This window comes from Nocardia sp. NPDC003693, assembly GCF_053981095.1.
On the sequence record NZ_JBSFNO010000028.1, the window covers coordinates 42,634 to 58,016 of the forward strand.

Sequence of the window (15,383 nt, forward strand, 5' to 3'; positions counted from 1 at the left end):
CACTGCCGCCCGGAAGCCGCTGCCGGGCAGTACGATTCGAGTTGCCAGAATACGTCCGTGAAGTGGCCGCTATCCCTGTCCCACGACCGCCTCGACGACGGTGAGGTGTCGTTGCGGTCCTACGACTCCGCCGACGCCGAGGACCTGTACGAGGCACTACGCGACGACCGGGCGTGGGAACACATACCGCGCACGGTGCCAACGGATTTCGGCACCCTCGACGCGGGCATCGCGGCCGCCGTCGCGACTGGGACGTGGCTGACCTTCACTGTCCGCCGAGGGGAGATCGTGGTGGGCAGGACCTCGTTGATCTGGGATCCCGCCGACCCGCAGGGCGTCGAGATCGGGGGAACCCAGTTCGCCCCCGCGGTGTGGGGCACCGGAGTCAACGGGCGAGCCAAGGCGCTGTTGATCGGCGAAGTGTTCGCGCACGGCGCCGAGTGGATCGGGTTCCGCACGGACGAGCGGAACCTGCGGTCGGCGGCCGCCATACGCAAGCTCGGCGCGACCGACCTCGGCGTGCGCCAGGACACGATCGTCCGCCGGGACGGAACTACGCGGCGCAGCCGCTTCTTTCGCCTCGACCGGCCCGCCGGATAGATCGCGCCGAGCCGAGGATCGACCGAAACACGCACCCGCCCAACGGAAATTCGGGGACCTCCGAAGCGCGCCAACGGCCAGTCACTCGATAGTCGTAGCCGTCACCGGACGAGCGAGCCGCGGCAGCACCGACTCCCCGTACGCGTCGAGCGTGCTGGTCTTGGCATCGTGCTGGAGATACACCGCGAACTGATCCACCCCCAGCCCCTCCAGCTCCCGCAGGCGAGCCAGATGATCGTCGGGGGTCCCCAGCACGCAGAACCGATCCACGATCACGTCGGGCACGAACTCGGCGTGGGTGTTCCCGGCGCGGCCGTGCTGGTTGTAGTCGTACCCGGTGCGACCGGCGATGTAGTCGGTCAGGGCGGCGGGTACCGTGCCGTCCGCGCCGTAGCGGGCGACGATGTCGGCCACATGGTTGCCGACCATCCCGCCGAACCAACGGCATTGCTCGCGAGCGTGTTTCAGGCCAGCCTCGGTGCCGTCGGTGATGTAGGCGGGGGCCGCGACGCAGATCCGCACCGCGCCCGGATCGCGGCCCGCGCGCTCGGCGGCGGCCCGGACCCGGGCGATCGTCCACGCGGCGATGTCGGGATCGGCCAGCTGGAGGATGAAGCCGTCGGCCACCTCCCCGGTCAGATCCAGTGCGCGCGGCCCGTATCCGGCCACCCACACCGGCAGCCGCGAATCCGCCGCCCACGGCAGCCGTACGGTCGTGTCACCGAGCGACACGGCCCGCCCGTTGCCGAGTTCCCTTATCACCTCGATGGATTCGCGCAGCGTCGCCAGATTCGACGGCCGCCCGCCGAGCGTGCGCACCGCCGAATCCCCGCGCCCGATCCCGCAGATCGTGCGGTTGCCGAACATCTCGTTCAGCGTCGCGAAGGTCGAGGCCGTGACGGTCCAGTCCCTGGTGGCGGGATTGGTGACCATGGGCCCGACCACAACCTTGCGAGTGACGGCCAGGATCTGGCTGTAGATGACGTACGGCTCCTGCCACAGCAGGTGCGAATCGAATGTCCACACGTGCGAGAACCCGTGCGTCTCGGCCACCCGGGCCAGCTCCACCACCCGGGACGCGGGCGGCGTGCACTGCAGAACGACACCGATATCCATGGCACACACTCCCTTCCGGTCAGATCAGGTTCTGGGACAGTCCACGTTTGAGGAACCGGCCGTGCCCGGCCGACCCCAGATACTCCCCGCCGTCGACGATGACCCGCCCGCGCGAGAGCACGGTATCCACGTGCCCGCCGACCTCGAACCCCTCGTACGCCGAGTGATCCATGTTCATGTGATGGGTCTTGCCGATCCCGATGCTGGTCTGCCCGTTCGGGTCGTAGATCACCACGTCCGCGTCCGCCCCCGGGGAGATCACGCCCTTGCGCGGATACATGCCGAACATGCGGGCCGGCGCGGTGCAGCAGACCTCCACCCACTTCTCCAGCGAGATGCGGCCGTCCCGCACGCCCTGGTACATCAGGTCCATGCGATGCTCGACCCCGCCGATGCCGTTGGGAATCTTGCTGAAATCCCCTACGCCCAAATCCTTCTGCCCCTTGTAGCAGAACGGGCAGTGATCGGTGGCGACCGTGGTGACGTCCCCGGTGCGGATGTAGCGCCACAGCTCGTCCTGATGCCCTTCCTCCCGGGCGCGCAGCGGCGTCGAGCACACCCACTTCGCACCCTCGAAACCCGGTGCACCCAACTGCTCTTCGAGCGAGAGGTACAGGTACTGCGGACAGGTCTCGCCGAAGACGTTCTGCCCCCTGCCGCGCGCGGTCGCGATCTGCTCGAGGGCCTGCTTCGCCGACACGTGCACCACGTACAGCGGCGCACCCGTCACCTGCGCCAGCATGATGGCACGGTGGGTGGCCTCCTCCTCCAATTGCCAAGGGCGCGAGGTCCCGTGGAAATACGGTGCGGTGTCCCCGCGCGCGAGGGTCTGTTCGATCAGCACGTCGATCGCGATGCCGTTCTCGGCGTGCATCATCAGCAGCGCGCCCAGATCCCCGGCGGTCTGCATGGCGCGCAGAATCTGCCCGTCGTCGGAGTAGAACACCCCCGGATACGCCATGAACAGCTTGAAGCTGCTGACGCCCTCGGCCACCAATTCCGCCATCCCCTTCAGGGATTCGCCGTTCACGTCCCCCACGATCTGATGGAACCCGTAGTCGATCGCGCACTGCCCGTCAGCCTTGCGATGCCACTGCGCCAGCGAATCCTGCACCCGCTCCCCCGGCTTCTGCACGGCGAAGTCGACGATCGTGGTGGTCCCGCCCCAGGCCGCGGCCCGGGTGCCGGTCTCGAAGGTGTCCGAGGCCTCGGTGCCGCCGAAGGGCAGCTGCATGTGGGTGTGTCCGTCGACCCCGCCCGGCAGCACGTACCGCCCGGTGGCGTCGATGACCGTATCGGCAACGGCGGCCGGATCGACCCCGAGCGCGGTCGAGCCCGGCGCCAGTACGACCGCGATGGTCTCCCCGTCGATGAACACGTCGAGCTGCTGGGAACCGGTGGCCGACACCACGGTTCCGCCGTGAATGAATACGCGTGTCATTACGGCGCCACCAACGGTCCGTAGGCGTCCGGCCTGCGATCTCGATAGAACGCCCACCGATCGCGCACCACCTTGATCAGATCCATATCCAGGTCGCGCACCACCAGTTCGGGCGCGGTATCGGAGGCCACGTCACCGACGAATTTGCCCTCGGGATCGACGAAATAGCTCGTCCCGTAGAAATCGTCGTCCCCGTACTCCTCGATGCCGACCCGGTTGATCGCCCCGATGAAGTACTCGTTGGCCACCGCCGAGGCCGGCTGTTCGAGTTTCCACAGATAGCTCGACAGACCCCGCGAGGTCGCCGAGGGATTGAACACGATTTCCGCGCCCGCCAGCCCGAGTGCCCGCCAGCCCTCCGGGAAATGCCGGTCGTAGCAGATGTACACCCCGATCCGGCCGACCGCGGTATCGAATACCGGCCACCCCAGATTGCCGGGCCGGAAGTAGAACTTCTCCCAGAACCCGTTCACATGCGGAATGTGGTGTTTTCGGTATTTGCCGAGATAACTGCCGTCGGCGTCGATGACCGCCGCGGTGTTGTAGAGCAGTCCCGGCTGCTCCTGCTCGTACACCGGAAGCACCATGACCAGGCCGAGCTCGGCGGCCAGCGCGGCGAATCGATCCACGGTCGGACCGGGCACCGATTCGGCGTAGTCGTAGAACTTGGTGTCCTGGAGCTGGCAGAAGTACGGCCCGTAGAACAGCTCCTGGAAGCAGATGACCTTCGCACCCGCGGCCGCGGCCCGGCGTGCGTAGTCCTCATGGGCCTTGATCATGGACTCTTTGTCGCCCGTCCAGTTCGTCTGGACCAGCGCAGCTCGAACGATTGCCATACTCTGTGATACTGCACCGCTACCGAAATTTCCCGGCATACCTGCCGGGGTAATGGATTCGTAACCGTAAATTCAGCAGGCGAATTCGACCGCGAGGCCCGGGCCGGTGCGGGGTTTCCGGCTGGGCGAGCCCGCCCGAAAAGCCGCCTCACTCGATGGTGATCACTGGCTATGCCCGCACGGCGGACGACGAGGCGCACGGATTCCACCGTCGCAGTGCCGGATTGGACCGTCGGTCGTATCGAGACACCCAATTACCCAAGGCCCAGTGGGCTATTCCCACCGGATAGCGCGCGACACCCCAGCGGCACCACGGGACATCCTCGGCAACAGCGGGATTGGACTCGCTCACTCCGGGCAACTTCGGCCCGCGCCGGCACATCACCCGCTCGCATCCCGATTACCGACCGGACCAATGGGTACGTAGGACGAGTAACGATGTTCGGCCTGCCGGACGATGCTCAGTCCGACGCCGAAAACCGCACAACGTTTTTTGGAGGGGTTAATGAAGACGATCACCCGGGCCGCCACCCTGGCCGCCGCCACGATCGCGACCGCGGGTACCGCGCTCGCGTTCGGCACGGGCGTCGCGTCCGCCGACGAATGGCCGGAGTGGAACCCGAACAGCCCGATCTCGGTGTTCGAGACCAAGGATTTCCTGACGCCCGCCGATCCGGGCTACTGGAACCCGTTCGAGTCCCGCGCCCGCCTGACCTCGCCGTTCGGCACGAGCACCCGTATCGTCTGCACCGCGTTCCACGGGCAGATGTCGTCCTGCTTCCAGGCCGACGGGCAGGGCAACCCGCACAAGCTCGGGGTGGTGCCGAACAACTTCCCGTTCGCGCTGGGCTCGAGCACGCAGCTCACCGGTGGCCAGCACTTCATCTACCCGGGCTTCATCCCGGGCAGCTGAGGGCAGGTGCCGTGCCGAAGGGCCGCGAACTCATTCGAGTTCGCGGCCCTTCGACTCTCCAGCGCGGTGGTCCCTGGTAGACGACACGACTCCGGCGCGGCACGACCGCTGACACGCACCGGCAAGGCCGTTCAGGCCGCCGCCAGCACCTCGTCACGCGCGAGCAGATTCGCGTAGAACCCGTTGCGCGCCACCAGTTCCTCGTGCGTTCCGCGCTCGGCGACCCGTCCGTGATCGAGCACCACGATCTGATCGGCATTGCGAATGGTCGACAGCCGATGCGCGATGGTGATCGTGGTCCGGCCCGAGGACAGCGCGTCGATCGCGGCCTGCACTTCCCGCTCGGTGCGGGTGTCCAGGGCGCTGGTGGCCTCGTCCAGCACCATGATCGGCGGATTGCGCAGGATCGCGCGCGCCACCGCCAGCCGCTGCTTCTCACCGCCGGAGAACCGGTAGCCGCGTTCGCCGACGAGAGTGTCGTAGCCCTGCGGCAGGCTCGCGATGTGCTCGTGGATCTGAGCGGCGCGGGCGGCGGCGACCAATTCCGCGTCCGTGGCATCGGGTTTGGCGAAGCGCAGGTTGTCCGCGACCGAGGCGTGGAACAGGTAGGTCTCCTGCGACACCACGCCCACGGTGTTCGCCAGGTCCGCGAAACTCAGCTCCCGCACATCGATTCCGTCGATCGCGACCCGGCCGTCGGTGACATCGTAGAGCCGGGCCACCAGGTAGCCGAGTGTGGTCTTGCCGGAACCCGTTTCGCCGACGATCGCCAGGCTCGTGCCCGCGGGCACGCTGATGTCGATGTCGTTCAGCACCTTTCGATCGGCGGGATCGTAGGTGAAGCTCACGCCCTCGAAGCGCACGTCGCCGCGCACGCCCCGCTCGGGCAACGCGGCTGGGACGGCCGGTTCGGCGATATCGGGTGTCAGGTCCAGGTATTCGAAGATGCGCCCGAACAGCGCCAGCGAACTCTGCACCTCCACACCGGTGGACAGCAGCATCACCGCGGGCCGCAGCAGTCCGGCCTGCAGCGTGGTGAACGCGACCAGCGTGCCGATGGACACCAGCGGGTTGCCCGAGGCCGCGGTCAGACCCGCAGCCCAGTACACCACCGCGGGCATGGCCGCCATCACGATGGTGATGGTCGACTGCCGCCACCGCCCGGCCATGCCGGAACGGATCTCGAGATCCACCAGCCCGCGCGACTCCTTCGCGAAGTCGTCGACCAGCGCCGGGGAGCGACCCATGGTGCGGCCCAGCAGAATTCCGCTGACCGACAGCGACTCTTCGACGATCGCCGACATGCCTGCGAGCTGCTTCTGCTTCTCGGCGGTGATGCGCCGGCGCTCGGAGCCGACCCTGCGGCTGATCCAGACGAAGAACGGCAGCATGGCCAGCGACACCAGGGTCAGCCGCCAGTCCAGCACGAACATGGCGATGACGGCGGCCAGCACGGAGGTGAAGTTGGAGATGAGCGAGGTCGCGGTCGAGGTGACCGTGGACTGCATGCCGCCGATGTCGTTGGCGATGCGCGACTGCACCTCACCGGTGCGGGTCGCGGTGAAGAACGAGAGCGGCATCGACTGCAACCGCGCGTAGACCGCGGTCCGCAGGTCGTGCATGACCCGCTGACCCACGGCGGTCGACAAATACGTCTGCCAGACCCCGAAGACAGCGGTCAGCGCGGACACCGCGATCATGCCGACGGCCATCAGGGTGAGCAGCCCCGTCCGCCCGTGCGGCAGGGCGTCGTCGATGATGCCGCGCACCAGGAACGGTGAGGCCAGGCCCACCGCCGAGGCGAGGGCCACCAGCGCGCCGACCAGGGCGAGCCGGGAACGATAGGGATGGAACAGCCGGATTATCCGGCGCAGCTCGGATCGGGCGGCCATAGGCGCCTCCTTCCTCGGGAACAACACACATAACTGAGTCTTACTCAATAATGTTCCCGGCAACTATGACCTATGCTCAGAATCATGGACGAGAGCCCCGACGCCGACCTCCCCGAGCTCTTCCTGCGGACCGCCAAACGCGTCCGCCACTCGCAGCTGACCGACCTCGCGCCCCTCGGCCTCACCCCCGCGCAGAGCCGTGCCCTGCACACGCTGAGCAGGGCCGACGCTCCCCTGCGCATGTCCGACCTCGCCGACCGCCTCGGCATAGTCCCCCGCTCGGCCACCACCGTCGTGGACGCCCTCGAGTCGGCCGGCCTCGTCGCCCGTGCCACCGACCCCACCAACCGCCGCGCGACCCTGGTTTCGCTCACCGACGCCGGCCGGTCCACGCTCGCCCGCATAGGCGCGGCTCGCCGCCGGGCCGCCGAGAACCTCTTCGCCGAACTACGGCCGGACCGTCGCGAAACCCTGCGCGAAATCCTGGCCGAACTCGACGCGACCGCGACCGGCAAGCGGTGACGGTCGGGTTTCCGGCACCTAGATCGGCACTCCGGGGAACCAGCTCTCGACCAACTCCCGCCCCGTGATCGTGCCCATCACGCCGATCCCACAGAAGTTCCGTGCGGCATCATCGAACTGAATCGATATGCGGCCCTGCGCTTTACCCAGTGCATCGGCGTCGTCCCACCAGTACACCCGCCCACGGCCGGAGGCACGCTCCCAGGGTTCGCTCGCGGTCTCGGCCCCGTCCGGCACCTGCGCGACCAACGGCGTCCGGTCGGTGTTGCAGATGACGAACAGATGGGCCACCGGATTCGCGGTGCCGCGGCAGTCCAGATCGGCCATCGCCGGCAGCGGCGTGGTGTCGCTCACCGACGGTTCATCGGGGAAGGTGGTGCAGCGCATGGACTCGAAGCCCACCGACAGCGGCGTCTTCGGCAGCAAATCCGGGAAAGCCCGCACCAGGAAGTCGTACTGCCCCCAGGTGAGCACCGGCGCGGTGGTGGTCGGTGCCGCGGCCTCCGGCTGCGGTTCGTCCGCACCCCGGACGCGCACACCCACCACCGCCAGGGCCGCCACCGCCAGCACGGTCACACCCACTCCGAGCGTGACGCCCAGTCGCCGGCGCGCTGCCGGTGGCTGCTCCGGAACCGGCGGCTCGCCGTGCAGGGCGGCCCGGGCCGCATCGGCGAGTTCACCGCAGGACCCGTAGCGCGCCGCCGGATTCTTGGCCAGCGCCCGGGCGATGACCCCGTCGATGGCGGCCGGCAGGGATGGATCGGCGGCCGTCGCGTGCGGCGGCGGGTCCTGCAGGTGCGCCACCATGAGCCGCATCTCGTCGGCGCGCTCGAAAGGCTTTGCCCCCGTCAGCAGTTCGTACAGCACGCAGCCGAGTGCGTACACGTCGACACGATGGTCGACCGGTGCGCTCTCGAACACTTCGGGCGCCGCGTAGGCCAGTGTCGCCACGACCGCGCCCGGTCTGGTCAGCATGGTGGCCTGGGTCGCCGACCGGGCAATGCCGAAGTCCGAGACATACACCCGATCCGGTGCGCCGGGCCGGGATTCGAGCAGGATGTTGGCCGGCTTCACGTCCCGGTGCAGCAGGCCCGCCCGGTGCGCGGCATCGAGCCCCCTGGCGGCCTCGGACACCACGTGCATGGCCTCGTCCGGTCCCAATGCCCCCGAACCGCGCCCGCGCAGCAGCTCGCTCGCGTCGGTACCGTCCACGAACCGCATCGCGATCCAGAGCCTGCCGCTCTCGATCCCGCGATCCCAGACCTCGACGATGTTCGGATGCTCGACGCGCGCGGCCACCTCGGCCTCTCGAACGAACCGCGCCCGGAACTGCGGATCTTCGGCGAGCTCACCCGGCAGCACCTTGAGCGCGTCGAAGCGCGGCAGGCGCGGGTGCCGCGCCAGATAGACGGTCCCCATTCCACCCCGGCCGAGCACCCGGACTATGCGGTATCCCGCGAATATCGTTCCGGGAAGTAGTTTCTCGTCCGTCATTCGGCGCCGCTGACGAGCAGGCCGTACTGGGCGACCACCCGCTGGCGCAGGGTGGCGAGCTCACGATTGTTGACGACGGCGACATAGCGGCCGACCAGCAGGCGGCAGGTGTATCTGATCGCCGCGTTCGTCGGGTCGTCCAGGCACAGCACGTCCGGCATTCCCTCCGGGCCGGGTACGGTCACGGCGGTCTCGTTCAGGGCGGCCGCACGGACCGCATCGCCGAACGCGCCGCGCGCGTCGGCCGCGTTCGAGTATCGGGTCAGAACGTTCGAGGTGTTCAGGGCGATCGCCTCGATCGGGCGGCGCGCACTGCGCACACCCTGCAGCAGCGCGGCCGCCCGGGAGCCGTACACCACGCCGGAGGCGATGATCCGCGCGTCCCACACCGCCGTGGGCACGGTCGGCGCGACGACGACGGCGGGATAGGGCCAGCGATCCGGGGCCCCCGGCACCAGGCGGCGGATCATGCCCTCGCGATCGAGCGGGAGGCTCGCGATCCGATCGGCAGGCGTCGGCGCGAACGCGGTGAGCCGCGATATCTGCAGCGTCATCGCCTTCTGCGCCACCGCGCTCAGCGCCGTGAGATCGGCGGTGGTGTGCCCGGCGAGCACGCTGATGACGTAGGCGTCCCGCGCGATGGTCGCCGACAGCGTGGGCACCCCCGGCCGCCAGTGCGCCTGCGCCGCGGCATGACCCGGAATGGACACCGCCACACTCCCGGCCACTCGATCGGCCGCGTTCATGTCGCGCGCGGCGCGCTGCGCGGCGTCGGCATCCGGAAGACGCAACACCGCCACCGACACCACCCGTGCCGCGCCGACCGCCGGGCTACCCCCGGCCGCGTCGGTTCCGGCGACCGCGCAGCCGGCCAGCATCCCTTCCCGGCGCAGGACCGCACCCGCCGATTCCCCCAGCAGCGCACCGGCTTTGGCGGCCGTCGGCAACGGCAGTACCCCGTACGCGTTGACGGTGAACGCGAGCGTCGCCTCGATCTCGGCCGGATCCACCATCACCTCGGCCAGTCGCGCCGATTCCACCACCCGCCCGTACTTCTCGGCGCCGGGCGGTTCCCGCAGCGGCTCCACGCTGTACGCGCCGGAATCCATGGACGCCGGATCCGGATACGCCGGCACCGCGGAGCCGGGAATCGTACAGCCCGTGGCGAATCCGAGAATCACCGCGAGCAGCAGCGCCAGCGGAACCGGTGCCCGCCGCGACACCGATCGCGGTCCCACCGGCATCCCGTCAGATCGGCGCATCGATCCACCACCTGCGCCGCAGGTCGGCGCCGTCCGGGGTGTCGCCGATCACCTGGATGCGGCAGAAGTTCCGGCTCGGCTCATCGAAATACACATCGAGCACCCCCGCGTTCTTGCCGTCCATCAGCGTGCCGGTCCCCTCGGCCTGGTACTTACCCCAGAAGAGACGACCGCTGCCCGAGGGCCGCCGCCACTGCTCGTCGCCCTCGGCGAAGGCCGGGGGCAGCGCCGGTTCGATCGGCGCCCGGTCGGTCCGGCACACGAACTGCACGATCCACACCGGATCCATATCACCCTGGCAGGAGATGGTCATGATCTTCCCGGTGCTGCGCATCTGGGTGAGCTCTTCGTTCTCGGCGAAGCTGCTGCAGGTGCTCAGATCCTGGTACCCGGCGGCCCGCGGCGTGGGCGGCAGCAGGTCGGGGAACGCCTGTGCCAGAAAGCCGAACTCACCCCACTCCGTCGGCTCGGTGGTGCCGGTCCGGGCCGGGTGGTCGGCGGCGGCCGCGGGCGCGGCGCGATCCTGGCCGGTCACCAGAAACCAGGCCACGGCCGCGGCGGCGACCGTGACCGCCGCGACGCCCGCGAGCCGGCGGCCGCGCCGAACCGCCCCGCGCGGGACCGCCGCCGCCCCGCCCGCGAGGACGACGCGCGCGGCGGCGGCCAGTTCACCGCAGCTGTCGTACCTGTCGCCGGGCGACTTCGCCATGGCCGCGGCGACGATCGCGTCGAAACCCTTCGGCACCTCGGGATTTCGCACCGATGGGCGCGGGGGTGGTTCGTGCACGTGCGCGTACATGACCGCGCCGAAGGAATCGTGCGGGAACGGCGGGTACCCGGTGAGCAGGTGGTACAGCGTGCAGCCGAGCGCGTAGACGTCGGCCCGATGGTCCGAGCCGGCGCCGGTGAACTGTTCCGGTGCGGCGTAGGCGACGGTGCCGGACATGCCCGAGCGCCCGTCCGCGGTGGCCTCGCTCGCCCGGCGCGCGACGCCGAAATCGGTGATGAGCGCCCGGTCCGGACCGGATCCCTGGTCGGCGACAAGGATATTGGCGGGTTTCACGTCCCGGTGCACCAGGCCCGCCCGATGGATCTCGTCCAGCCCGCGCGCGGCCTCGGTGAGAATGTGCACCGCGCGCTCGAGATCGACCGCGCGCCGCCGGATCAGCTCACCCAGGTCGTGGCCTTCCACGTACTGCATGGCGATCCAGAGCCGCCCGTTCTCCTCACCGCGATCACGGATCGTGACGAGGTTCGGATGATCCAGCCGCGCAGCGCTTTCCGCCTCGCGCAGGAATCGGTCGCGGAAGTGCGGATCCTGTTCGTTGCCCGGGGACAGGATCTTCAGCGCGTCCCGGCGCGGCAATCGCGGATGCCGGGCCAGGAACACCGCACCCGAACCGCCTGCGCCGAGCCGCCTTTCGATGCGATAACCGGCGAAGATCGCGCCCTCGGCGAACTCCACGTGCCCTCCCCTCTCGCCCCGCGAGCCCGCGATCCGGCCCGAAAGCGCTGAACCACAGACCGAATGACCAGTTTGCGGTCTTCCACCCTATCGCCAACACCGTTGCCGGGTCAGCCCCCGCACAGCACGAGGCCCGTGCCCCCGAGGGGAGCACGGGCCTCGAATCGCTTGCGCCCTACAGGTACTGACCCGTGTTGGATTCGGTGTCGATCGCCCGGCTCGCCGAGGCGTTCTTGCCCGTCACCAAGGTGCGGATGTAGACGATGCGCTCGCCCTTCTTGCCGGAGATGCGCGCCCAGTCGTCGGGGTTGGTGGTGTTGGGGAGGTCTTCGTTCTCGGCGAACTCGTCGACGATGGAGTCGTAGAGATGCTGAATGCGAAGGCCCGGCGTGCCGGACTCGAGGACCGACTTGATGGCGTACTTCTTGGCCCGGTCCACGATGTTCTGGATCATGGCGCCGGAGTTGAAGTCCTTGAAGTACAGGACCTCCTTGTCACCGTTGGCGTAGGTGACCTCCAGGAAGCGGTTGTCCTCGGACTCGGCGTACATGCGCTCCACGACCTTCTCGATCATGGCCTGCACGCACTTGGACTTGTCGCCGTCGAACTCCGAGACGTCCTCCGAGTGCAGCGGCAGCGAATCCATCAGGTACTTGGAGAAGATGTCCTGTGCGGCTTCGGCGTCCGGACGCTCGATCTTGATCTTCACGTCCAGGCGGCCGGGCCGCAGGATGGCCGGGTCGATCATGTCCTCGCGGTTGGAGGCGCCGATGACGATGACGTTCTCCAGGCCCTCGACGCCGTCGATCTCCGAAAGCAGCTGCGGCACAACGGTGGTCTCCACGTCGGAGGACACACCCGAACCACGGGTCCGGAAGATCGAGTCCATCTCGTCGAAGAACACGATCACGGGGGTGCCTTCGCTGGCCTTCTCACGCGCCCGCTGGAAGATGATCCGAATGTGACGCTCGGTCTCACCGACGAACTTGTTGAGCAGCTCGGGACCCTTGATGTTCAGGAAGAACGACTTGGCCTCCTTGGCGTCCTCGCCACGCGCCTCGGCGATCTTCTTCGCCAGGGAGTTGGCGACCGCCTTGGCGATCAGCGTCTTACCGCAACCGGGAGGGCCGTACAGCAGCACGCCCTTGGGCGGCCGCAGCGCGTACTCGCGGAACAGATCCTTGTGCAGGAACGGCAGTTCCACCGCGTCGCGGATCTGCTCGATCTGGCGCGAGAGGCCGCCGATGTCGAGGTAGTCGACGTCCGGCACCTCCTCGAGCACCAGGTCCTCGACCTCGGCCTTGGGAATCCGCTCGAACGCGAACCCGGCCTTGGAGTCGACCAGCAGCGAATCCCCCGGCCGCAGTTTACGAATGGGGCGATCGGGATCGTCGATGTTGTCGACGTCCACCATCTCGGACAGCGGGCCCGAAAGCCACACCACCCGTTCCTCATCGGCGTGGCCCACCACGAGGGCGCGCTTGCCGTCGTCGAGAATCTCGCGCAGCGTGCCGATTTCACCGATCTGATCGAACCGGCCCGCCTCGACCACGGTCAGTGCCTCGTTGAGACGCACCGTTTGACCCTGGACGAGAATGGTGGTGTCGATGTTCGGCGAACACGTCAGGCGCATCTTGCGTCCCGAGGTGAAGACGTCGACCGTCTGATCCTCGTACACACCCAGGAGGACGCCGTAGCCGCTCGGCGGCTGGCCGAGCCGATCGACTTCCTCACGTAGCGCGACCAATTGCTGACGAGCTTCCTTGAGCGTGTCCATCAGCTTGGTGTTGCGAATCGTCAGCGAATCGATGCGCGCTTCCAATTCCCGTGCGCGATCCGGTGAATCGGCGAGTTGCCTCCGGAGTGCAGCCGCCTCGGCACGTACCGCCTCGAGTTCCCTCCAGGCTGCCGAATCCGAATGTTCGTTGGGGCTCATGATGCTGCTCCTCCCAGTCCCGGTCTATCAACGCTACCGGGCGATACTCGATCCCGCTTTCCGACATGGTTTCGTCGTGATCACATCTAGGCTGCGGCGGGCGGCCCGGTCAAGCATGTTAGCCTGCCCTAACCTGTTTCCGGCGAGTTACTTCGCCGCCGATCCGAAAGGGTGCCGTAGATGCTCCTTCCCACCGGCCGTATCCCTGGTATGCGCAACGTCACGCGGACGCTGCGTGTTTCCGTGGCTACCGCTGCTGCGGCCCTCGCCGTTACCGCAACTGTGGCGGGTTGCGGCTCCGAGGACAACACCCATTCCAATCATTCGACCTCGGCGAGCGCCACGACACAGGCCGCGGCCACCGCTCCCGCGCCCACCGCGGCCGAGCTCCAGGGCATCCTGACCGGCTTCGCCGATCCCGCGAAACCGGCCGCTGACAAGGCGAAACTGGTGGTCGGCGGCGACAAGCGCCTGGCCAACATCGAGACCCTGAACCAGGGCCTGGCCGGCTACCAGGTCACCTTCACCGTCGGTGAGGTCAAGACCGAGGGCAACACCGCCACGGCGACCGTCGCCGTCAGCTCGCCGCACGGCGCCATGCCGGGCGTGCCGATCGCGTTCCAGTACGACGGCGGCAGCTGGAAGCTCGCCGACGCCGGCGCCTGCACCCTGCTGGGCATGGCCCGCGCCGCCTGCCAGCCGTAATAGCTTTCTCGCATAACTCGAGAAACCCGAAAAGCGCGTTCGCACATGCTCGCTCGCACCGCCCGCCTCACCCTCGCCGCCGGCACGGGCCCCGCTCCTCGCCGCGGGCGCGGGCCGGGCCGACGGCGCCCGGCACTTTCGGAGGGCACCGGCTGCATGATTCCGGCCATGGGCACGGCGGCCTGCTGAGTCGCCGCCGCACGCGCGCTGAACGACGAAAGCGCCCCCTGCTCCGGTCGACAGGGGGCGCTTTCGCGTGAAAAGGGCCTGGTCCAAGCGTTTTCGCGACCGGGAACACACCGGGCTCGGCGTCCCCGTCACATGGACGGGGACGCGATAACGCCCTCAGGCGCCCGTCAGCCCTTTCCGGCGCGGCGCTGGGGCTTGGGTGCCACCGTGCCGTCGGCGAGGCGGCGTGCGCTCACCAGGAAGGCCGTATGGCCCTGCATGCGGTGCTCGGGGCGCACGGCCAGGCCGACCACGTGCCAGCCGCGGACCATGGACTCCCAGGCGCGGGGCTCGGTCCAGCATTCCTGGCGGCGCAGATGCTCGACGACCTCGGACATCTGCGTGGTGGTGGCCACGTAGACCATGAGCACGCCGCCGGGGACCAGAGCCTTGGAGACCGCGTCCAGGGTGTCCCAGGGCTTGAGCATGTCCAGGATGACCCGATCGACCTGTTCGCCGGAGTACTCCGCGACGTCGCCGAGGGTCAGTTCCCAGTTGTCCGGGCGTTCGCCGAAGAACTTCTCGACGTTGCGCACCGCGTGCTCGGCGTGGTCCTCGCGGATCTCCCAGGAGATGACCTTGCCCTCGGGGCCGACCGCGCGCAGCAGCGAGCAGGTCAGCGCGCCCGAGCCCGCACCGGCCTCGAGCACCTTCGCGCCGGGGAAGATGTCGCCCTCGTGCACGATCTGCGCGGCGTCCTTGGGGTAGATGACCGCCGCGCCGCGCGGCATGGACAGCACGTAGTCGGTGAGCAGCGGCCGCAGCGCGAGGTAGGCGGTGTTCTTGGCGGAGGTGACCACGCACCCCTCGTCGGCGCCGATCAGATCGTCGTGCGCGATCTCGCCGGCGTGGGTGTGGAAGAACGCGCCCTCCGCCAGCAGCACCGTGAACTTGCGGCCCTTGGCGTCGGTCAGCTGCACCCGGTCACCGATCTGGAAAGGCCCGGTCCGTCTGGCCGTCATGAATCTCCGTC

Annotated in this window: 13 protein-coding genes; 4 read left to right on the forward strand and 9 right to left on the reverse strand. The window is 68.5% G+C overall.

Features of this window, described 5'->3' with window-relative positions; all coding sequences use genetic code 11:
- Window positions 1-57: 57 nt before the first annotated feature.
- On the forward strand, window positions 58-600 hold the full coding sequence (locus tag ACWDOP_RS26830) for a GNAT family N-acetyltransferase (protein WP_456347245.1): 543 nt from the start codon (window positions 58-60) through the stop codon (window positions 598-600).
- Between the two features lie 81 nt (window positions 601-681).
- Here the strand turns inward: ACWDOP_RS26830 and ACWDOP_RS26835 are convergent, their stop codons facing one another.
- From ACWDOP_RS26835 to ACWDOP_RS26845, 3 genes are read right to left on the reverse strand one after another with little or no spacing between them, the layout of a single operon-like run.
- Window positions 682-1,716, reverse strand: coding sequence for a TIGR03842 family LLM class F420-dependent oxidoreductase (locus ACWDOP_RS26835; RefSeq protein ID WP_456347246.1), 1,035 nt, complete (start codon window positions 1,714-1,716; stop codon window positions 682-684).
- Window positions 1,717-1,735: 19 nt separating this feature from the next.
- A complete protein-coding gene (gene hydA, locus ACWDOP_RS26840) occupies window positions 1,736-3,157 on the reverse strand; it encodes a dihydropyrimidinase (RefSeq protein ID WP_456347247.1) in 1,422 nt (473 codons plus the stop codon).
- Window positions 3,157-3,993 carry a nitrilase-related carbon-nitrogen hydrolase gene (locus ACWDOP_RS26845; protein ID WP_456347248.1) on the reverse strand — a complete coding sequence of 279 codons (837 nt, stop codon included), beginning with the start codon at window positions 3,991-3,993 and terminating at the stop codon, window positions 3,157-3,159. The genes hydA and ACWDOP_RS26845 overlap by 1 nt, the downstream gene beginning before the upstream one ends.
- A gap of 505 nt (window positions 3,994-4,498) precedes the next feature.
- On the opposite strand from ACWDOP_RS26845, the gene ACWDOP_RS26850 reads away from it, so the two are divergent.
- Window positions 4,499-4,906, forward strand: a complete 408-nt coding sequence (locus ACWDOP_RS26850; RefSeq protein ID WP_456347249.1) for a hypothetical protein — start codon at window positions 4,499-4,501, stop codon at window positions 4,904-4,906.
- 131 nt (window positions 4,907-5,037) lie between these two features.
- Here the strand turns inward: ACWDOP_RS26850 and ACWDOP_RS26855 are convergent, their stop codons facing one another.
- Window positions 5,038-6,798 (reverse strand): ABC transporter ATP-binding protein, encoded by a 1,761-nt coding sequence (locus ACWDOP_RS26855; protein ID WP_456347250.1) that lies wholly within the window; start codon window positions 6,796-6,798, stop codon window positions 5,038-5,040.
- Between the two features lie 84 nt (window positions 6,799-6,882).
- On the opposite strand from ACWDOP_RS26855, the gene ACWDOP_RS26860 reads away from it, so the two are divergent.
- A complete protein-coding gene (locus ACWDOP_RS26860) occupies window positions 6,883-7,320 on the forward strand; it encodes a MarR family winged helix-turn-helix transcriptional regulator (protein ID WP_456347251.1) in 438 nt (145 codons plus the stop codon).
- 18 nt (window positions 7,321-7,338) lie between these two features.
- Here ACWDOP_RS26860 and ACWDOP_RS26865 read toward each other — a convergent pair whose 3' ends face one another.
- The 4 genes from ACWDOP_RS26865 to arc all read right to left on the reverse strand — a co-directional run bounded on the left by ACWDOP_RS26865 (window position 7,339) and on the right by arc (window position 13,477).
- Window positions 7,339-8,814, reverse strand: a complete 1,476-nt coding sequence (locus tag ACWDOP_RS26865; protein ID WP_456347252.1) for a serine/threonine-protein kinase — start codon at window positions 8,812-8,814, stop codon at window positions 7,339-7,341.
- On the reverse strand, window positions 8,811-10,076 hold the full coding sequence (locus ACWDOP_RS26870) for a DUF7373 family lipoprotein (protein ID WP_456347253.1): 1,266 nt from the start codon (window positions 10,074-10,076) through the stop codon (window positions 8,811-8,813). Before ACWDOP_RS26870 ends, ACWDOP_RS26865 begins: the two co-directional genes overlap by 4 nt.
- The gene (locus ACWDOP_RS26875) at window positions 10,063-11,541 is read right to left on the reverse strand and encodes a serine/threonine-protein kinase (protein ID WP_456347254.1); all 1,479 of its coding nucleotides are present in this window, start codon (window positions 11,539-11,541) and stop codon (window positions 10,063-10,065) included. Before ACWDOP_RS26875 ends, ACWDOP_RS26870 begins: the two co-directional genes overlap by 14 nt.
- Before the next feature lie 175 nt (window positions 11,542-11,716).
- Entirely contained in the window at window positions 11,717-13,477 is a 1,761-nt protein-coding gene (arc, locus tag ACWDOP_RS26880; protein ID WP_454206453.1) for a proteasome ATPase, read from the reverse strand.
- A 243-nt stretch (window positions 13,478-13,720) separates the two neighbouring features.
- On the opposite strand from arc, the gene ACWDOP_RS26885 reads away from it, so the two are divergent.
- Window positions 13,721-14,182: a hypothetical protein gene (locus ACWDOP_RS26885; protein ID WP_456347255.1), complete on the forward strand. Its 462-nt coding sequence runs from the start codon at window positions 13,721-13,723 to the stop codon at window positions 14,180-14,182.
- Window positions 14,183-14,538: 356 nt separating this feature from the next.
- Here ACWDOP_RS26885 and ACWDOP_RS26890 read toward each other — a convergent pair whose 3' ends face one another.
- Window positions 14,539-15,372, reverse strand: coding sequence for a tRNA (adenine-N1)-methyltransferase (locus tag ACWDOP_RS26890; RefSeq protein WP_454206458.1), 834 nt, complete (start codon window positions 15,370-15,372; stop codon window positions 14,539-14,541).
- Between the last annotated feature and the right edge of the window lie 11 nt (window positions 15,373-15,383).